Source organism: Streptomyces sp. NPDC045967 (assembly GCF_056430495.1).
On sequence record NZ_JBWKLE010000016.1, the window covers coordinates 58522 to 76828 of the forward strand.

The window sequence follows — 18307 nt, forward strand, 5'->3', positions numbered from 1 at the left end:
GTGTCCTCGCCATGACTTCTCGCCAACTCCGACCCGTTCGCACGGGCCGCCGCACGCCGCGGCCGCGCTCCGCCGCGGCCCTGGGGATGCGGCTGCCGCTCGCCGCCGCCGTCGTGGTCGCCGCCGGGCTGACCGCCGCCTGCGGGCCGTCGGCGTCCCAGCCGGTCGGGGCCGCCGTGCCCAGCGCGATCGGGACGTCCGCGCAGGCCCTGCCCACCGGGGCCGAGTCCGCGCCGGCCGCCGCCTCGGCGTCCGCCGGGGCGTCCCCCAGCGCCTCGCCCTCCGCGTCCGCCGGCACCCCGACCGCCGCCTCGGCGAGCCCCTCGCGCGCCAGGGCCACGTCGGCCGCCCCCCAGCCGGCCCGCACGTCCGCCGCGCCCGCTCCGGCCCGGATACCCGGACCCGGCTACGACAGCGCCGCGAACGCCAAGAAGCTGATCGACGCGGCCCTGAGCGCGGCCAAGGCCGACGGACGGATGGTGCTCCTCGACTTCGGTGCCAACTGGTGCGGCAACTGCAAGGCGGCCGACAAGGTGTTCGCCCAGCCGCAGACGGCGGCGGTCCTCGGCTCCTCCTACCACCTCGTCAAGATCGACATCGGCGGCGACAACTCCGCCAACTCCGCCCTCCTGCGCACGTACAGCCCCGCGGGCGGCACGTACAAGATGCCCGTACTCGTCGTCGTCACGCCGTCCGGGACGGTGCGCACGGACACCCACGTCACGGGCAACCCCGCCCTGACCTCGGAAGGGATCAACTCCTTCCTGCGCCAGTGGGCGTCGTGATGGGCCGCAGTGTTCGCCGGCCCGCCGGCCGGGCCGCCCGTGCCGGTCTCGCGGCGGCCTCCGCCTTCCTTTGCCTGGCCGCGCTCGCCGCGTGCGGCGGGAAGCCGGCCGGCGGCGGCGCCGCCGCGGCCCCGGTCGGCTTCAGCGAGAACGGGGTCACCGTCACGCTGTCGGTCTCCGCATGGCAGGGCCGCCAGGGCACCCTGACCGCCGTCTTCACCCCCGAGGGGAAGGGGTTCCACCTCTACAGCACCGATCTGCCGGCCGACGGGGTCGAGGGCGTCGGCCGGCCGACCGCCATGGAGGTCACGGGCGCCCTGCGGTCGGACGGGAAGCTGACGGCCGCCCCGGAGGTGCTGACGATCAGCGTGCCCGGCGTGGAGGCCCCGGTTCCGGTCTACCCGGACGGCCCCGTCACCGCCACCCTGCCCGTCCGGGCCGACGGCGACGGCGAGGCGACGGTCCTCCTGGGCTACGCGAGTTGCAGTTCCCGGGACGGTTGCACCATCCCGGTCTCCGACCGCCCGGTGCACCTGCGCGTCACCGACCGCGGACCGGTCCTCGCCGCCCCCACCGCCCCCAAGCCCTAGCGAACGGGCGTTCACCTAAGGTGTGCCCATGCCCAGCGTCCTGGTCGTGGAAGACGACCCCAGCATCCGCCAGTCACTCATCGAGGTCCTGGCGGAGCACGGGTACGCCGTACGCAGTGCGGCCGACGGGTTCGGCGCCCTGCGCGAGGTCACCCAGACGCCCGTCGACGCGGTGGTCCTCGACCTCGGACTGCCGGACCTGGACGGAGGGGACGCACTGCGCATGATCCGCGGCATATCCTCCGTCCCCGTCCTGGTGGCCACCGCCCGCGACGACGAGACGGAGATCATCAAGCTCCTGAACGCGGGCGCCGACGACTACCTGGTCAAGCCCTTCTCCGGAGGGCAGCTCATCGCACGCCTCACCGCCGTCCTCCGGCGCACCACCCACCTTCCGCCCGCCCACGCCCCCCACGCCCCGGGCGGCGGTCACGGGGCGCGGCCGGCGGCCGCTGAACCCCTGCGCGCGATCACCGTGGGCGAACTGGCCGTCGATCCCGGCGCACGCACCGCGCACCTGGCCGGCCGCGAGCTGCGCCTCACCCGCCGGGAGTTCGACCTGCTGGCCTTCCTCGCCCACCACACCGGCCAGGTCGTCTCCAAGCGGCGGCTGCTGACCGAGGTGTGGCGCGAGCCGTACGTCGACGACCAGACCGTCGACGTGCACCTGTCGTCCCTGCGCCGCAAGCTCGGCGAACGCGCCGCGGCCCCCCGCTACCTGCTGACCGTGCGGGGCGTCGGCATCAAACTGGTGACACCGCGGTGAGACGCTCACTGGCCGGAGTGGCGCTCGCCGTGACCTCCATGGTCGCCCTGTCCTTCCTCATCCCGCTCGCCGCCCTGGTCATGTCGCTGGTCAAGGAGCAGAGCGTGACCGCGGCCGAGCAGCGGGCCGCCGCCCTGGCCCCGGTCCTGACGCTCACCACCGATCCGTCCGCCCTGCGGGAATCCGCCGCCGGCCTGGACGCGACCCAGTACCTGGTCGTCCATCTGCCGGACGCTCCGGCCCTCGGCACGTCCCGGGCCCCCGCGGCCCTGCTCGAACGCGCCCAGCGCGGCCGGGAGTCCATCTCCGAGGAGATCCCCAGCGGCTGGATATGCCTGCAGCCGGTCGTGCTGCCCGGCGAGCGGGTCGCGGTCGTGGAGAACTTCGTCCCCGAGGCGGAACTGACCCGCGGGGTCACGGCGTCCTGGGCGGTCATGCTCCTGCTCGCCGTGGGCCTGGTCGGCGGCTCCGTACTCGTCGCCGACCGCCTCGGGGCCAAGGTGGTCAGGTCCTCCAAGAGGCTGGCGCACGCTTCGCACGCGCTGGGCGAGGGCAACCTGGACGCCCGCGTGGACCCCATGGGCCCCAGGGAACTGAGGGACGCGGGCGTCGCGTTCAACGCGATGGCGCACCGGATGACCGAACTGCTCGCCGTCGAACGCGAACTGGTCGCCGACCTGTCCCACCGGCTGCGCACGCCCCTGACCGCCCTGCACCTGGCGTCGGAGCGGATGGCGGGCTCGCCGGAGTCGGCCAGGGTCGAAGCGGCGGTGTGCGCACTGGAGACGGAACTCCAGGCCATCATCACGGCGGCGCGCACCCCGCTCGCCGTGGGCCCCATGGGCCAGGGCCTGCGCGGCCCGGACGCCGACGGGGGCGCCGACCCGGGAGCGGGCCACCGCACCACCGGCGCGGCAGCGTCCGGACCCCGCTGCGAGGCGGCCGACGTCGTCCGCCGCCGGGCCGCGTTCTGGGCCGTCCTGGCCGAGCAGCAGGACCGTCCCTGCGCCCTCGACGTCACCCAGGAGCCCGCGGCCGTCGGGCTCTCGGACGACGATGTCGCCGCCGTGGTGGACGCGCTCATCGGCAACGTCTTCCGGCACACCCCGTCCGGCACCCCGTTCGGCGTTAGCGTCGTCCGCACGGCCCAGGCGGTGGAACTGGTCGTGGAGGACGCCGGTCCCGGCATCCCGGACCCGGACCGGGCCCTGTCCCGCGGCGGCAGCACCGGCTCCTCGGGGCTCGGCCTCGACATCGCCCGCCGGGCCGCGACCGTCACCGGCGGCTCGGTGCGCATCGCACGCGGCCCCCTCGGCGGCGCGCACATCACCGTGGTCTTCGCCCTGGCCGCGCCCGCGCCGTCCGGGCGCAGGCCGCGCATCTCCCGGCGGCGCACGGGACGGCCGCGCGGCCGGTGACGGAGCCCTGCCGCGGTGGCGCCCGACCCGGGCGGCACCGGCAGGGCCCGCCCGTCACAGGGGCGTGAAGACGTCCTCGAGCGCGTCGTCGAGGATGAACCCGTTGTCGAAGCGGACCCGGAGCGTGACGCGCGGCCCCCGCTCCTGGTGGGCGCGCCACTCCGGCTCCAGCGAGGCGATCTTCTCCTCGAGCTGCCTGCGGCTCTCCGTCGGCATGTCCCGGCCGAACGCGTCGAACAGCGACGTGAGCCGCTCGTACTCGAGGACCCCGTGGCTCCGGTGCCGCTCCTCGACCACCCGCTCGACGGTGCCCTCGGTGCCCGCGGCCAGCGAGAGGAAGCCGGCGACGGCGCCCTGCGACGGCACCGGTGACGCGGAGTCCTCCGCCACCGCGACCGCCCCGGTCAGCCGGGTGTCCGCCGCCAGCTTCACCCGCTGGCCTTCCTTCAGCGTCATGGTTCTTCTTCTCCCGGATCGGTGCGTGGGCCGTGCCATTATCCGTGCCGGGCGGTGGTCCGGGGTCGGAGAGTGCGAGAGTGGGGGCATGTGCGGTCGTTACGCTTCCTCCCGGGCCCCGGAAGACCTCGCGGGCCACTTCGACGCCGAGCGGGAACCCGGCGCCGGGGCGCCGGGTCCCTCGTGGAACGTGGCCCCCACCGACGACGTGTGGGCGGTGCTGGAGCGCGCCGACCGCGACACCGGGGAGGTGGCCCGCCGGTTGCGGCCGGTGCGGTGGGGTCTGGTGCCGTCCTGGGCCAAGGATCCCTCGGTGGGTTCGCGCATGATCAACGCCCGTGTCGAGACCGTCCACGAGAAGCCGGCCTACCGTCGCGCGTTCACCCGCCGGCGGTGCCTGCTGCCCGCCGACGGCTTCTACGAATGGGTCGCCGTGCCCGCCACCGGCTCCGCGAAGGCCTACAAGCAGCCGTACTTCATCCGCCCCGAGGACGCGGGGGTGATGGCGATGGCCGGACTGTACGAGTTCTGGCGCGACCCGGCCGTCAAGGACGACGACGACCCGTCGGCCTGGTTGATCACCGCCACCGTCATCACGACCGAGGCGACCGATCTCGCGGGCCGCGTCCACCCCCGCATGCCGCTGGCCCTCGACCCCGCGGACTACGGGACCTGGCTGGACCCGGCCCACCAGGACACCGCCGACCTCCGCGCCCTCCTGCACACCCCGGCCGACGGCCGCCTCGCGGTGACGCCGGTCTCCACGGCGGTCAACAGCGTCCGCAACAACGGCCCCCACCTCCTCGAACCGGCCGAGGCGTAGCCGGGCCCTGCCGTCAAAGCCCCGCGCGGCCCACGTGCCCGCCTACGAAGCCCTCGTGTGCGTCGGGGACGTCCCGCACACGTGACCACCACGGCCGGTGGCCCCTGCCCGGGTGGCCCGGCCCAACCGCGCGCCCGGCCCGGGGCGATGACGGACGCCCGCGTCGCCGTGCCGCGCGCCGGGCCTCGCGCTGCCGGACTTCTCACGGGGGTACACCGCGCGCTCATGCGGGCGCCGTGCCGCCTCCATCCCCGGCTACCCGGGAATGGACCAGGGTGACGGCGGCCCACCGGCCGCCCGGCCCCGCCCCGTCACCAGGAGGCGCCATGCCCGTGCCCCCCGGCCCCCCGGCCGCTTCGTGACCGACGAGGCGGCGGCCCCGCTGGTCTGCTCCTCCGGCCAGGACGCGGTCGGGGACCAGCGCACCGCGTACGGCCCGGCGGCCTACACCGACCGCCACCGCGGCCGTGCGTTCGCGGTCACCAGCAGGCGCCACGAGACCGGGCTCGCACGCGCGACGCGAGGGCCGGTCCGGGCTTGGGAGGCCGCCACATCAGCGCCGCCGTGGAAGGGCTGCCGATCTGGCGCGCCCCCGCGGATCCCCGCCGCGACGGCTACCTGATCGCCTCCAGCCAGGGTGACGACACCGTCACCGTCGTCCACCGCGGCCACGGCAACGCCTTCGTACGGCAGCCATGGGGTCGCGGCGGGCGACGCACCCGGCGCTTCCCGACGGCTCGGCCGCCGGCGACGACGCCGCCGTCACCGGTGCCCCGCTCGGCAGGCGGTTCCCGCACGGCCTCCCGGTGGTGCAGGACGGCTCGAACACGCCCGAGAGCCCCGGACCCGACGGGCAGGCCGGTACCGACACCGACTTCACGTTCGTCGACTGGGGCGCGGGCGCCCTCCGGCGAGCCGCACGCCTCTGACCGACGTGCCCGTCGCACACCTCTGGCGGACGTGCCCGCCGCGGCCCCGGCCGTTCGGCGGGTACACCCGTACCGGGACTCCTCAGTCGACCCCCAGCTCGCCCATCCGGCTCCAGCCGGTCGCGCCCACGATGGTGGTGCTGACGATGTCGGGCGTACGGGAGATCAGCGGACGCATGGTCTCCATGGCGGCGCGGAAGTGCTCGGAGGTCACGTGGGCCTCCGCCGCGTCGTCTTGGAACGCCTCGGTCAGGACGTAGACGTCCGGCTCCTCCAGGCTGCGGGACCACTCGAACCACAGGTTGCCGGGCTCCGCGCGCGTGGCGCGGGTGAACTCCGCGACCTTCTCGGGCCACCGGTCGACATATTCGGGTTTGACGGGGAATTTCACCACAATGAAGATCATTCGCGCATTGTAGGCGCGAGAGTGCGGCCGGCGGCGCCCCGCCCCGTCCCGTCCCGCCCCGCCTCGACCCCGCCCCCGCTCCACCCGTGCCCTCCGTCGCCCCGTCAGCCACCGTGTTTCCGGGGTGTGTTCGCGAATGCACCGGCGCGTGACGCGAATGTGTGGGTGATTCGAAGAGTGTGGTCATTCCGAGGTGCCCGCGCGGAGGTCTCTTTAAGGAAGCTTGTTGAACAACTCCGAGGCCCGGGGTGGTCTTGAATCAACTCCGGTAATCGGTCAGGGTTTCGACCTGACCCCCGGAGATCTTTCGGCTCCTGCGGGGTTGCGCAACACCGCTTGACGCCCCACACGTCAACACGAGGAGCACCTCCTTCATGTCAACTCACAAGCACGCACGCACCCGTTCGCGCGGCTTCCGGGTCCTTGCAGTGGCCACCGGAGTCGCCACTGCAACCGGTGTCTGCATGCTGCTGCCCTCCCTCGCCGGTGCGAGCACTCCGGCCGAGGGAACGGTGTACGGGCTCGGCGCACCCGGTGCGCTCAGCGGCAGCTACATCGTCATCCTCGACCAGGACGCCGACCGGCAGGCGCTCGTCAAGAAGTACGGCGGCGAGCTGAAGCGCACCTACACGTCCGCGGTCAACGGCTTCTCCGCGTCGGGGCTTTCGGAGCAGGGCGCCCGGCGCCTCGCCGCCGACCCGGCCGTGGGCAAGGTCGTCCAGAACAAGAAGTTCTCCATCAGCACCACCCAGAGCAACCCCCCGTCCTGGGGCCTCGACCGCATCGACCAGACGGCGACCGCGGGGGACAAGAAGTACGCGTACCCCGACGCGGGCGGCGACGGCGTGACGGCGTACGTCATCGACACCGGCGTACGGATCAGCCACAAGGACTTCGGCGGCCGGGCCGTCCACGGCTTCGACGCCGTGGACAACGACCAGAGCGCCGACGACGGCAACGGGCACGGCACGCACGTGGCTGGCACCATCGCGGGCACCGCCCACGGGGTGGCGAAGAAGGCCAAGGTCGTCGCGGTCCGGGTGCTCGACGACAACGGGTCGGGCACCACCGAGCAGGTCGTGGCCGGCATCGACTGGGTGACGCAGCACCACAGCGGGCCCTCGGTCGCCAACATGAGCCTCGGCGGCGGCGCCGACGAGGCGCTCGACGAGGCCGTGCGCCGGTCCATAGCCGCCGGTGTCACCTTCGGCGTGGCGGCGGGCAACGAGTCCTCCGACGCGGGGCAGGGCTCTCCCTCGCGGGTCACCGAGGCCATCACGGTGGCCTCCAGCGCGGCCGACGACTCCCAGTCCTCGTTCTCCAACTTCGGCAAGGTGGTGGACATCTACGCACCGGGCTCGGACATCACCTCGGCCTGGAACGACAGCGACACCGGGACGAAGACCATCTCCGGAACCTCCATGGCGACCCCGCACGTGGTCGGCGCCGCGGCCCTGTACCTGGCCGGGCACAAGGGGGCGACGCCCGCACAGGTGGCGCAGGCCCTGACTGCGGACGCGACCCCGGGGAAGATCACCAACCCGAGCGGCGGGACCCCGAACAAGCTCCTCAAGGTGTCCGCGCAGTAGGCGCAAGCCGCCCGCGAAGCGCCGGGGCCGCCACACCAGAGGGGTGTGTGGCGGCCCCGGCCCCGTGCTGCGCCCGGCAGGTCAGGCCGGTCGACCCGACCAGCCCGTCAGCCGATCAGCCCGTCAGCCGATCAGCCCGTCAGCCGATCAGCCCGTCAGCCGATCAGCCGGTCGGCCCTCAGCCCGGTCAGCGCACCCACGGCTCCCACACCTGCGGGTTGCGCTCCACCCACTTCTTCGCCGCCTGCTCGGGCGGCAGCTTCTCCTCCGCGATCATCAGCGCCACCTCGTTCTGCTCCTCCACACCCCAGTGGAACTTCTTCAGGAACGCGGCGGCCTGGCCGCCCGTGTCCGCGAAGCGCGCGTTCAGGTACTTCCGCAGCGGGGTGTGCGGATAGGCGCAGGCCACCCGCTCCGGCACGGCGTCGCAGCCTTCCTGGTAGGCGGGCAGCTTCACCTCCGTCATGGGAACCCGCTCGAACAGCCACTGCGGCTTGTACCAGTAGGTGAGGAACGGCTTGCGGTCCTTGGCGAACTGCCTGATCTGGGTGATCTGGGCGGCCTCGGAGCCGGCGAACACGACTTCGAAGTCCAGGTCCAGGTTCTTCACCAGCGCCTTGTCGTTCGTGACGTACGACGGTGAGCCGTCCAGCAGTTGGCCCTTGCCGCCGCTCTCGGCGGTGCGCAGCTGGTCGGCGTACTTGTCGAGGTTCTTCCAGTCGGTGACGTCCGGATGGGCCTCGGCGAAGTACGTCGGGACGAACCAGCCGATGTGGCCGGTCACGCCCAGCTCACCGCCCGCCGTGATGGTCTTCTTGTCCTGGACGTACCGCTTCTCCTGCTCGGGATGGCCCCAGTCCTCCAGGATCGCGTCGACCCGGCCTTGGCTGAGCGCGTCCCACGCGGGCACCTCGTCCACCTGGACGGTGTCGACGCGGTAGCCCAGCTCGTGTTCGAGCAGGTAGGCGGCGACGGCGGTGTTCGCCTGGGCCCCGACCCAGGACTGGACGGACAGGGTGACGGTCTTCGCGCCCTCCGCGGCGGCGTACGGGGAGGTCTGGCGGGTCATGTCGGCCGCCCCGCACCCGGTGAGCACGGCCAGGGCGGTCACGGCGGCGAGCCCGCCGAGTCGGCGACGGCCGCGACGGTCGGCATGCATGTCAGGCCCCCTTCGCGGGCTGGGTGATCCGGTCGAGCAGCAGACCGAGGCAGACGATCGCGGCGCCGGCGACCAGACCGGTCGCCAGATCGCCCTGCGCGAGGCCGAGGACGACCTGGTAGCCGAGCGCGCCGCCACCGACCAGGCCGCCGATGATGACGACGGCCAGCACCAGCACCACCGCCTGGTTCAGGGCCAGCAGCAGTGCGGGCCTGGCCAGCGGCAGTTGGACCTGGCGCAGCTGCTGCGCGCCGGTGGCGCCCAGTGAACGCGCCGACTCCATGGCCGCCGGGCTCACCTCGCGCAGGCCGTCGGCGGTGATGCGCACGACGGCGGGCAGCGCGTAGACGACGGCCGCGGCCGCCGCGGGCGCACGCCCGACACCGAACAGCGCGACCACCGGGATGAGGTAGACGAACTGCGGCAGGGTCTGGCACACGTCGAGCACCGGACGCAGCAGCCGCTGCGCGCGTCCGCTGCGGGCGGCGCCGACGCCGATCGCCAGACCCAGGACGAGCGTGACGGCGACGGCGGCCAGCACCTGCGAGAGGGTGTCGAGGGACGGTTCCCACACGCCGAGCACACCGATGGCCGCCAGGGCGAGCACGGCGGTCAGGGCGGTGCGCCAGGTCCCGGCCAGCAGGCCGAGTCCGCCGGCCACGAGCAGCAGCAGCCACCAGGGGGTGGCCTGCAGCCCGGCCCGCAGGGGGTCGAGGATCCAGCCGGTGAAGCGGGCCGCCCAGTCGGCGGTTCCGCCGACCACGGGAACGCCGGAGTAGAGGTGGTCGGTCATCCAGCCGACGGCCCGGTTGACCGGCTCCGCGATCGGTACGGTCCAGGATCCGGGCCACAGCGAGGTGCCCGCCATCCGGCCCGCGACGGCGGCGGCGACGGCCGTGAGGAGGGTCAGCAGCCGCCCGTACCAGCCCGCGAACACCCGCCGCAGCAGCGGCTGGCGGTGTGCGGGAACCGGGTCGGCGCCCAGCCGGGCGCCCGCCGCGTCGGCGGTGCGGTCCAGGACCACCGCGAGCAGCACGATGGGGATGCCGGCGGCGAGCGCCGCACCCACGTCGACCGAGGCGAGGGCCTGGTAGACCCGGTCGCCGAGGCCGCCCGCGCCGATCACCGAGGCGATCACGGCCATCGACAGCGCCATCATGATGGCCTGGTTGACGCCGAGCAGGATCTGCCGGCGGGCCAGCGGCAGCCGCGCGGTCCGCAGCCGCTGCCACCCGGTCGCCCCCAGCGAGGCCGAAGCCTCCAGCACCCCGGCGTCGGCCGCGCGCAGGCCCAGTGCCGTCAGCCGGGCCATCGGCGGCGCCGCGTAGACCACCGTCGCGAGGACCGCGGCCGGCACGCCGATCCCGAAGACCAGCACCATCGGCAGCAGGTACGCGAAGGCCGGCAGCACCTGCATCGTGTCCAGCACGGGGCGCAGCGCGCGGTCGGCCCGCGGCGACAGCCCGGCGGCGAGACCGAGCAGGCCGCCCACCGCGACGGACGCGGTCACGGCCACGGCCATCAGGGCGAGGGTCTGCATCGTCGGCACCCACATGCCGAGCAGTCCGCACACGGCGAACGCGGCCACACAGGTGACGGCGAGCCGCAGGCCCGCCAGGCGCAGGGCGATCAGACCGGCCAGCGCCGTGACGCCGGTCCAGCCCGCCGCGAGCAGGATCACGTACACCGCGCGGACGCAGACCACCACGGCGTTGCTGACGTGCCCGAAGAAGTAGAGGAAGAGCGGATGGCCGTCGCGGTTGTCGATGATCCAGTCCCCGGCCCGGCCGAGCGGCCCGGAGAGGTCAACGGAGAGCGCGGCGGGCCAACTCCCGGCACCCGGGAACGCGATCGCGAGGGACAGCGCCACCACAGCGGCGGCGGCGAGGGGCAGGACCCGGCGGCCGGCGCGGTGGTCGAGCAGCAGCTCCTTGAGGCGGCGGCGTGGCGCAGCGGCGGCGCCGGCGGCGCGCGGGGGAACGGACAGGCCGTCCGCGGGCCGCCGCTCCGGCCGGCCGGGCCGGATCTGGCGTGCGCGTTCGGAGGCGGGTCTCGTCGTCGTGCTCATCGGCGCCCCCTCCCGGTGCCGGGGACGGCACCGGCCCGCTGGGCGCGGACACGGGCACGGGTCAGGCGCGTCATGCCGCCACCCCCCGCCCGGCCGGCGCCGGCAGGCCGGCCACCACCGCGAGCAGTCCCGCGTCGTCCACGACACCGAGGCAGCGGCCTCCGTCGACGACGCGCGCCGGACCTCCACTGCGGGCGACGGCCTCGATGGCCTGCACCACCGTGGTGGCGGGGGTCAGCGCAGGGCCCTGACCGGCTTCGCCGTCCATGGCCGGGCGCATCGCGCTGCGCACGGTGAGCACCTGCTCGCGCGGCACGTCGCGGACGAAGTCCCGTACGTAGTCGTCGGCGGGGGAGCCCACGATCTCCTCCGGGGTGCCGAGCTGCACGATCCGGCCGTCGCGCATCAGCGCGATCCGGTCGCCGAGGCGCAGCGCCTCGGACAGGTCGTGCGTGATGAAGACCATGGTGCGGCCCTCCTCGTGGTGGAGCCGGGCCACCTCTTCCTGCATCTCCCGCCGGATGAGCGGATCGAGCGCGCTGAACGGCTCGTCGAACAGGAGCACTTCGGGGTCGGCCGCCAGGGCGCGGGCGAGACCCACCCGCTGCTGCTGGCCGCCGGACAGCTGCCCGGGCCGGCGGTCCTCCAGACCTTCGAGGCCGACCTTGGCGACCATCTCGGCGGCCTTGGAGCGACGGTCGGCGCGGCCCATGCCCTGGATCTCCAGACCATAGGCGACGTTGTCGAGGACGGTGCGGTGCGGCAGCAGGCCGAAGTGCTGGAAGACCATGGAGGCGCGGTGGCGGCGCAACTCGCGCAGCCGGGGCGCGTCCATCGCCAGGACGTCCTCACCGTCGATGGCGAGGGAGCCGGTCGTCGGCTCGATCAGCCGGGTCATACAGCGCACCAGCGTGGACTTGCCGGAACCGGACAGGCCCATCACCACGAAGACCTCGCCCTTGCGGACGTCGAAACCGACATCGCGGACGGCGGCCGTGCAGCCCGTACGCTCCCGCAGTTCGGCGGCGGTCAGCGCGGCGTGCTCGGAACCCGGCACCAGCGCGGCCTTGCGCCGCGGACCGAAGACCTTCCACAGGCCCCGTACGCAGAACACGGGAGCGGCGTCGCCCCCGGGTCCGGCCGGGCGCCCCGCGGCGAGGGCGGAAGCAGCGGAGGGGGTGGGGGCGGCTGATGCGGCGGAGGCGCTGCCAGGTGCGGTCACCGGAGCTCACCGCCCAGCAGCTCGGCGGCCTTCTCGCCGACCATGAGCACTCCGATCATCGGGTTGACGGCGGGGATCGTCGGAAAGACGGACGCGTCCGCGATCCGGATGCCCTCCAGGCCGCGTACCTTCAAGTCCGGTCCGACGACGGCGGTCTCGTCGTCGGCGGCGCCCATCTTGCACGTGCCCGCCGGGTGGTAGACGGTGTGCGCCACCGAGCGGGCGTACACGCTCAGGCTCTCGTCGTCGGTGACGTCCGGGCCCGGGCACACCTCCCGCTTCAGCCAGCCGGCCAGCGGCTCGGCCGCCGCGATCTCGCGGGCCAGCTTGATGCCGTCCACCAGGGTGCGGGCGTCGTAGTCGTCCTCGTCCGTGAAGTAGCGGAAGTCGAGGGCGGGTTTGACCTCGGGGTCCGCACTGGTGAGGTAAAGGCGTCCGCGGCTGCGCGGCTTGGGGATGTTCGGAGTCAACGACACGCCGTGCGCCGGTCGTTCGTAGCCGATGCGCTCGGGGTTGTCGGTGAACGGGATCTGGTAGAAGTGGAACATCAGGTCGGGCCCGGCCGAATCGGGATCGCGCCGGACGAACAGACCCGCGTCGCTGTCCATCGCCGAGTTCTCCGGGATGGGGCCGTCCGTCTCCCACACGATCACGGATTCCGGGTGGTCCAGCAGGTTCTCGCCCACGCCCGGCAGGTCGTGCACCGGGGGTATGCCCAGCGCCACCAGATCCGCGCGCGGACCTATGCCGGAGTGCAGCAGCAGGCGCGGGGTGTCCACGGCGCCCGCGCAGACCACGACCTCGCGGCGGGCGGTGATCAGCGACTCCGTGCCGTCCGCGGCCCGGACGTGCACGCCGCGCACCCGGGTGCCGTCCAGGTCGAGGCGGTAGGCCCAGGTCTCGAGCAGGATCCGCAGGTTGGGCCGCTCGTCCATCACCGGGTGGAGGTAGGCCACCGAGGCGGACGACCGCTTGTTGGTCTCCGGGTGGTAGGCGAGGTCGAAGAAGCCGACGCCCTCGTGGAACGGCTTCCGGTTGAAGCCCTCGACCTGCGGGACGCCCAGCGCGGACGCCGCCGCGTCCACGAAGTCGCGGGCGATGGAGTTACGGTCCTCCTCGCCGACCGGCACGATGTTGTTGAGCAGCCGGTCGAAGTAGGGGTCCATGGCGGCGGCGTGCCATCCGTCGGCGCCCGCCTCCGCCCACTCGTCCCAGTCGGACGGCAGCGGCTTGAAGGCGATCAGGGTGTTGTGCGAGGAGCAGCCGCCGAGGACCCGGGCCCGGCTGTGCCGGATGTGCGAGTTGCCGCGCGGCTGCTCGGTGGTGGGGTAGTCGTAGTCGAGGTCGCCGCCGAGCAGGCCCATCCAGCGGCGCAGGGTGAGCACGTCGGGGCGGTCGACGTCGCTGGGCCCGCCCTCGATGACGGCGACGCTGACGCCGGCGTCCTCGGTCAGGCGGGAAGCGATCACGGAGCCGGCGGTGCCGCCGCCGACGACGACGTAGTCGTACTCCCGGACGTGGTCGCGGTCGGGTTCCCGCGCGCCGCCGGCCTCCGGATGCTCGCGCCGGTGCGCGGTGGTGGTGTTCCCGGTCATGTCGCTCCCTCCTCAGCCCGCGAACCAGCGCACGGGGCGCGGAGCGAGGTTCTGGTACACGTGCTTGGTCTCGCGGTACTCGGCCAGGCCCGACGGGCCGAGTTCGCGGCCGATGCCGGACTTGCCGAAGCCGCCCCACTCGGCCTGCGGCAGGTACGGGTGGAAGTCGTTGATCCAGACGGTGCCGTGGCGCAGCCGGCCCGCCATCCGGCGGGCACGGCCCTGGTCGGCGGTCCAGACGCCGCCGGCGAGGCCGTACTCGGTGTCGTTGGCCAGCGCGACGGCCTCGTTCTCGGTGCGGAAGGTCTCGACCGTCAGGACCGGTCCGAAGACCTCCTCGCGCACGACCCGCATGCTCCGGTGGCAGCGGTCCAGCACGGTCGGGCGGTAGAAGTAGCCCGGGCCCCCGGGGCGTTCGCCCCCGGCGCGCAGTACGGCGCCCTCGGCGAGCGCGGAGGCGACGTACGACTCCGTGCGCTCCAGCTGCGCGGCGGAGACCAGCGGGCCGCATTCGACGCCCGGGTCGGTGCCCCGGCCGATGCGGATCCTCCCGGCCCGGCGGGCGAGTTCCGCCACGAAGCGCTCGTGCAGCGACTCCTCGACGATCAGTCGCGATCCGGCGGAGCACACCTGCCCGCTGTGCATGAAGGCGGCGTTGAGGGCCTGGTCGACGGCGGTGTCGAAGCCGTCCTCGGTGGCGCAGGCGTCGGCGAAGACGACGTTGGGGTTCTTGCCGCCCAGTTCGAGGGCGACCTTCTTGACCGTGTCGGCGGCCGCGCGCATCACCTTCGTACCGCTGGCGAGTCCACCGGTGAAGGACACCAGATCGACGTCGGGATGGGAGGCGAGGCGGGCGCCCACCGGGTCGCCGGCTCCGGTGACCAGGTTGGCGACGCCGTCCGGCAGCCCCGCCTCCGCCAGCAGCTCCATGAGGGCGACCGTGGTCAGCGGGGTGATCTCACTGGGCTTGACCACGAAGGTGTTGCCCGCCGCCAGGGCCGGGGCGATCTTCCAACTCGCCTGGAGCAGCGGATAGTTCCACGGCGTGATCAGCGCGCAGACCCCGACCGGTTCGTGGACCACGACACTGTGCACGTCGGGGGAGCCGGCATCCACGACCCGGCCGCCGCCCTCACCGACGACGAGGCCGGCGAAGTAGCGGAAGGCGTCGACGACGCAGTCCACGTCCACCCGGCCCTCTTCGAGCGTCTTGCCCGCGTCCCGGCTCTCCAGGAGCCCGATGCGCTCGCGGTCCCGGACCAGCAGATCGGCCGTGCGGTGCAGCAGTGCGGCACGGTCGGCGGCCGAAGTGTCCCGCCAGGGGCCGCCGTCGAAAGCCGCCCGCGCGGCGCCCACGGCTGCGTCCGCGTCGGCGGCGCCGCCCTCGGCGACCACGGCGAGGACGGAGGCGTCCGCCGGATCCAGGACCTCCCGAGTCGCTCCCGATACCGCGGATCGCCATGTCCCGGCTGTGTAGATGGTCTTCTGCTCCGACACGACGCTCCGTACCTCCGGTACCTCCGGGACCGCCACCGCGGTGGACCGGCGGTGACCTTGCAATCGCCGCGCTTGCCCTCTGCCCCGGAACCCATGTCCCATCCGCCCCAGGAGTGACTGGAGTCACGTGCGTGTCGCGAACGGCCAGGGCTCAGCCGGTTCCCGCCCCCCGCATCCGCAGGCTGTCGTAGACCGGCGTGCTCTTCATCCGGTCGGCGGTCAGCGTCGCGGCGAAGCAGGCGAGGAGCAGCGGGACGAGCAGCGTGGTGGAGCCGGTGATCTCGACGGCGAGCACGATGCCGGTGACGGGCGCCCGGACGACCGCCGCGAACAGTGCGGCCATCCCGGTGATCGCGAACGGGACGGCGGTGGAGCCCCCGCCCGGCAGGAGCGGCAGCGCGAGCGCGTGGACGAGTGCACCCCAGACGGCGCCCAGCGCCAGCAGGGGAGCGAAGAGCCCGCCCGGCGCGCCGGCCGCGAAGCTGAGCGGACCGGCGACGAACCGGACCACGAGGTACGCCGCGAGCGCGGCGGCCCCGGGGACGGCGCCGTCCAGCAACTGCTCGTTGAGCCGCTCCCCGCCGCCGCCCAGCAGCGGATCGACGGACAGCAGCAGGCCCACGACCGCCCCGATCGCGGCCGCCCGGGCGACCGGACCGACCCGTCGTACGCGGTCGCAGAACGACAGCATCCCGAGCAGGAGGCGGTTGTAGCACGCCCCGAGGACGCCCGTGGCGGCGCCGAGCAGGAGGAACGCGGGCACGAGCGCGAGCGGCGGGTCCGGGAGGGCCGGGACCGGGTAGACGGTCCGGCTGCCGACGATGAGCTGGGAGCATGCGACGGCCGTGGCGGTGCCGATCAGCGCGAGGAGCACCAGGCGCGGCCTGATCGTCTTGGTCACCTCCTCGAAGACGAACAGGATGCCGCCGAGGGGTGCGGTGAAGGCCACGGCGAGGCCGGCCCCGGCGAGCGAGGTGTGCAGCAGGGTGACGTCGGCATCGCTCATCCGCGTACGGCGCCCCGCCTCGGCCCCGATCACCGCGCCCATGTGCACCGTCGGGCCCTCCCGTCCGAGGAGCAGGCCGGAGCCGATGGCGATCACCCCGCCCGCGAACCGGGCCGGTAGCAGCCAGGGCCCCTGCGGCCGCGCCTGCCGCAGCCATACGGCCGCGACCTCCTGGATGCCGCTTCCGGCGGCCGCGGGCACCAGCCGGGCGATCGCACACGCGAGTGCGGCGCCCGCTGCCGTGACCAGCACCGGAAGCAGCAGGCCGGGCCCGCCCAGCCGCTGAGAGGTGTCCAGCAGCGCGCCGTAGAGCTCCTCGGCCCGGACCAGGCACCAGCGGAAGCTCCCGCCGACGAGACCCACGAGGCAGCCCGCGACAGCCGCGACGAGATACACGGAGGGTCGGCCCCGGGGATCACGGGCGGCGCGGGGAGCACGGGGGGTGCCGGGAGCACGGGGCATGCGCGGACCTCCGCCTGACCGTGGGGTGCGTCCGTCAGAGACTGGCCGGGTGCCGGCGCGGCGTGGCGGACATCACGGCTGCCGCGCCGAAACCGTCCCCGACCGGGCCAACGGCGAGGGTCTCCAACCGGCTTGGGATCGCATCGGGCCACCGATTCAGAACTTGAACTCGGCTCGCTCGGATTCGGAGACGGAGAGTGATGACAACGGTGCCATCTCGTTACTAGTTCACTTCTTGACGACGATCGGGGGCGCCGAGTTGACTGCTCCACCTCGGCCGTACAGATACGGCCTCGTCAGGGAGGTTCATCTCGTGAACGCACATCTGGGTCGCGCCGTCATCGCGACCGCCGCTTCGGCGGTCGCCGCCGTCTCGCTCACCGCCTGCGGCGGCGCGCAGGACGCCGACGGGCAAGGGCGCGCGGCCAAGGGTGACGCGATCACGGTCGGCCTCCTGCTTCCGGAGAACCAGACCGCGCGCTACGAGAAGTTCGACAAGCCCCTCATCGAGAAGGAGGTCGCCCGGCTCACGCGCGGCAAGGGCAAGGTCCTCTACGCCAACGCCGAGCAGGACGCGGCCACCCAGAACTCCCAGGTCGACACGATGATCGCCGCCAAGGTGGACGTCCTCGTCCTGGACGCGGTGGACGCCAAGGCCATCGCCGCCTCCGTGGGCAAGGCCAAGCAGGCCGGCATCCCGGTCGTCGCCTACGACCGGCTGGCCGAGGGCCCCATCGACGCCTACACCTCCTTCGACAACGAGGACGTCGGCAAGGTCCAGGGTCAGGCGCTCCTGGCGGCCCTGGGCGACAAGGCCAAGGACGGCCAGATCGTCATGGTCAACGGCTCGGTCACCGACCCGAACGCCAAGCTCTTCAAGGCCGGCGCGCACGCCGTCCTCGACGGAAAGGTCAACGTCGGCAAGGAGTACGACACCGTCGACTGGAAGCCGGAGAACGCCAACACCCACATGGCGGCGGCGATAGCGGCCCTCGGCAAGGGACGGATCGCGGGCGTCTACTCCGCCAACGACGGCATGGCGGGCGGCATCATCACCGCCCTCAAGGCCGCCGGCCTGACCACCCTGCCCCCCGTCACCGGCCAGGATGCCGAACTGGCCGGAGTGCAGCGCATCGTCGCGGGCGAGCAGTACATGACCGTCTACAAGAGATACGCCCCCGAGGCCGCGGCCGCCGCGGAGATGGCCGTCGCCCTCGCCAAGGGCGAGAAGATCGACGGGATCATCAACCAGTTCGTCGACAGCCCGACCTCCAAGCGCGTGCCCGCGGTGCTCGTCCCGGGCATCTCCCTGACCAAGGCGAACGTCAAGGCGACGGTCGTCGACGACGGCGTCTACACGGTCGCCGAGATCTGCACGGACAAGCTCAGGGCCGCCTGCGAGGAACTCGGCCTCAAGTAGCCGGGCCGCAGCGGTAGCCGGATCGGCCGCCCGGCCGCCCGTCCGGCCGACCCCGCCCCACCCCTCCGCCCGTCCGACCCCGGCCCCGCCGGTGGCCCGGCCGGCCCGCGCCCGTG

16 protein-coding genes are annotated in these 18307 nt (G+C 73.5%); 8 read left to right on the plus strand and 8 right to left on the minus strand.

Annotated elements, in window-relative coordinates; translation table 11 throughout:
• Positions 1 to 11: 11 nt before the first annotated feature.
• The 4 genes from AC07FY_RS25425 to AC07FY_RS25440 are packed head-to-tail and all read left to right on the plus strand — an operon-like array spanning position 12 to position 3559.
• Complete coding sequence (locus tag AC07FY_RS25425) at positions 12 to 785, plus strand: thioredoxin family protein (protein ID WP_479010166.1); 774 nt, start codon at positions 12 to 14, stop codon at positions 783 to 785.
• Positions 785 to 1375, plus strand: coding sequence for a hypothetical protein (locus AC07FY_RS25430; RefSeq protein ID WP_479010169.1), 591 nt, complete (start codon positions 785 to 787; stop codon positions 1373 to 1375). The genes AC07FY_RS25425 and AC07FY_RS25430 overlap by 1 nt, the downstream gene beginning before the upstream one ends.
• 28 nt (positions 1376 to 1403) lie before the next feature.
• A complete protein-coding gene (locus tag AC07FY_RS25435) occupies positions 1404 to 2141 on the plus strand; it encodes a response regulator transcription factor (protein WP_479010172.1) in 738 nt (245 codons plus the stop codon).
• A complete protein-coding gene (locus tag AC07FY_RS25440; protein ID WP_479010175.1) occupies positions 2138 to 3559 on the plus strand; it encodes an ATP-binding protein in 1422 nt (473 codons plus the stop codon). The genes AC07FY_RS25435 and AC07FY_RS25440 overlap by 4 nt, the downstream gene beginning before the upstream one ends.
• A gap of 54 nt (positions 3560 to 3613) precedes the next feature.
• On the opposite strand, the gene AC07FY_RS25445 is transcribed toward AC07FY_RS25440, so the two are convergent.
• Positions 3614 to 4015, minus strand: a complete 402-nt coding sequence (locus AC07FY_RS25445; RefSeq protein WP_479010177.1) for a hypothetical protein — start codon at positions 4013 to 4015, stop codon at positions 3614 to 3616.
• Between the two features lie 88 nt (positions 4016 to 4103).
• Between AC07FY_RS25445 and AC07FY_RS25450 the strand changes: the two genes are divergently transcribed.
• On the plus strand, positions 4104 to 4838 hold the full coding sequence (locus tag AC07FY_RS25450) for an SOS response-associated peptidase (protein ID WP_479010180.1): 735 nt from the start codon (positions 4104 to 4106) through the stop codon (positions 4836 to 4838).
• A 695-nt stretch (positions 4839 to 5533) separates the two neighbouring features.
• Positions 5534 to 5767 carry a hypothetical protein gene (locus AC07FY_RS25455; protein ID WP_479010182.1) on the plus strand — a complete coding sequence of 78 codons (234 nt, stop codon included), beginning with the start codon at positions 5534 to 5536 and terminating at the stop codon, positions 5765 to 5767.
• A gap of 82 nt (positions 5768 to 5849) precedes the next feature.
• On the opposite strand, the gene AC07FY_RS25460 is transcribed toward AC07FY_RS25455, so the two are convergent.
• Positions 5850 to 6173, minus strand: a complete 324-nt coding sequence (locus tag AC07FY_RS25460) for a putative quinol monooxygenase (RefSeq protein WP_479010185.1) — start codon at positions 6171 to 6173, stop codon at positions 5850 to 5852.
• A 374-nt stretch (positions 6174 to 6547) separates the two neighbouring features.
• Between AC07FY_RS25460 and AC07FY_RS25465 the strand changes: the two genes are divergently transcribed.
• Entirely contained in the window at positions 6548 to 7762 is a 1215-nt protein-coding gene (locus tag AC07FY_RS25465) for a S8 family peptidase (RefSeq protein WP_479010188.1), read from the plus strand.
• A 187-nt stretch (positions 7763 to 7949) separates the two neighbouring features.
• On the opposite strand, the gene AC07FY_RS25470 is transcribed toward AC07FY_RS25465, so the two are convergent.
• The 6 genes from AC07FY_RS25470 to AC07FY_RS25495 all read right to left on the minus strand — a co-directional run bounded on the left by AC07FY_RS25470 (position 7950) and on the right by AC07FY_RS25495 (position 16705).
• Positions 7950 to 8921, minus strand: a complete 972-nt coding sequence (locus AC07FY_RS25470) for an ABC transporter substrate-binding protein (protein ID WP_479010191.1) — start codon at positions 8919 to 8921, stop codon at positions 7950 to 7952.
• Position 8922: 1 nt separating this feature from the next.
• On the minus strand, positions 8923 to 10989 hold the full coding sequence (locus AC07FY_RS25475; protein WP_479010194.1) for an ABC transporter permease subunit: 2067 nt from the start codon (positions 10987 to 10989) through the stop codon (positions 8923 to 8925).
• A gap of 70 nt (positions 10990 to 11059) precedes the next feature.
• Positions 11060 to 12103, minus strand: coding sequence for a quaternary amine ABC transporter ATP-binding protein (locus AC07FY_RS25480; protein ID WP_479010384.1), 1044 nt, complete (start codon positions 12101 to 12103; stop codon positions 11060 to 11062).
• Between the two features lie 104 nt (positions 12104 to 12207).
• Positions 12208 to 13806, minus strand: a complete 1599-nt coding sequence (locus AC07FY_RS25485) for a GMC family oxidoreductase (RefSeq protein ID WP_479010197.1) — start codon at positions 13804 to 13806, stop codon at positions 12208 to 12210.
• 12 nt (positions 13807 to 13818) lie between these two features.
• On the minus strand, positions 13819 to 15303 hold the full coding sequence (locus AC07FY_RS25490; RefSeq protein WP_479010200.1) for an aldehyde dehydrogenase family protein: 1485 nt from the start codon (positions 15301 to 15303) through the stop codon (positions 13819 to 13821).
• 151 nt (positions 15304 to 15454) lie between these two features.
• Positions 15455 to 16705: a ClC family H(+)/Cl(-) exchange transporter gene (locus AC07FY_RS25495; RefSeq protein ID WP_479010203.1), complete on the minus strand. Its 1251-nt coding sequence runs from the start codon at positions 16703 to 16705 to the stop codon at positions 15455 to 15457.
• A 379-nt stretch (positions 16706 to 17084) separates the two neighbouring features.
• Here AC07FY_RS25495 and AC07FY_RS25500 point away from each other — a divergent pair, with 379 nt between their 5' ends.
• On the plus strand, positions 17085 to 18191 hold the full coding sequence (locus tag AC07FY_RS25500; RefSeq protein ID WP_479010206.1) for a sugar ABC transporter substrate-binding protein: 1107 nt from the start codon (positions 17085 to 17087) through the stop codon (positions 18189 to 18191).
• Positions 18192 to 18307 lie beyond the last annotated feature (116 nt).

Coding starts and splice junctions, on each gene's coding strand:
- AC07FY_RS25450 (WP_479010180.1), top strand. CDS start 4,104: ATGTGCGGTCGTTACGCTTCCTCCCGGGCCCCGGAAGACCTCGCGGGC.
- AC07FY_RS25475 (WP_479010194.1), bottom strand. CDS start 10,989: ATGAGCACGACGACGAGACCCGCCTCCGAACGCGCACGCCAGATCCGG.
- AC07FY_RS25460 (WP_479010185.1), bottom strand. CDS start 6,173: ATGATCTTCATTGTGGTGAAATTCCCCGTCAAACCCGAATATGTCGAC.
- AC07FY_RS25430 (WP_479010169.1), top strand. CDS start 785: ATGGGCCGCAGTGTTCGCCGGCCCGCCGGCCGGGCCGCCCGTGCCGGT.
- AC07FY_RS25435 (WP_479010172.1), top strand. CDS start 1,404: ATGCCCAGCGTCCTGGTCGTGGAAGACGACCCCAGCATCCGCCAGTCA.
- AC07FY_RS25470 (WP_479010191.1), bottom strand. CDS start 8,921: ATGCATGCCGACCGTCGCGGCCGTCGCCGACTCGGCGGGCTCGCCGCC.
- AC07FY_RS25425 (WP_479010166.1), top strand. CDS start 12: ATGACTTCTCGCCAACTCCGACCCGTTCGCACGGGCCGCCGCACGCCG.
- AC07FY_RS25455 (WP_479010182.1), top strand. CDS start 5,534: ATGGGGTCGCGGCGGGCGACGCACCCGGCGCTTCCCGACGGCTCGGCC.
- AC07FY_RS25465 (WP_479010188.1), top strand. CDS start 6,548: ATGTCAACTCACAAGCACGCACGCACCCGTTCGCGCGGCTTCCGGGTC.
- AC07FY_RS25485 (WP_479010197.1), bottom strand. CDS start 13,806: ATGACCGGGAACACCACCACCGCGCACCGGCGCGAGCATCCGGAGGCC.
- AC07FY_RS25445 (WP_479010177.1), bottom strand. CDS start 4,015: ATGACGCTGAAGGAAGGCCAGCGGGTGAAGCTGGCGGCGGACACCCGG.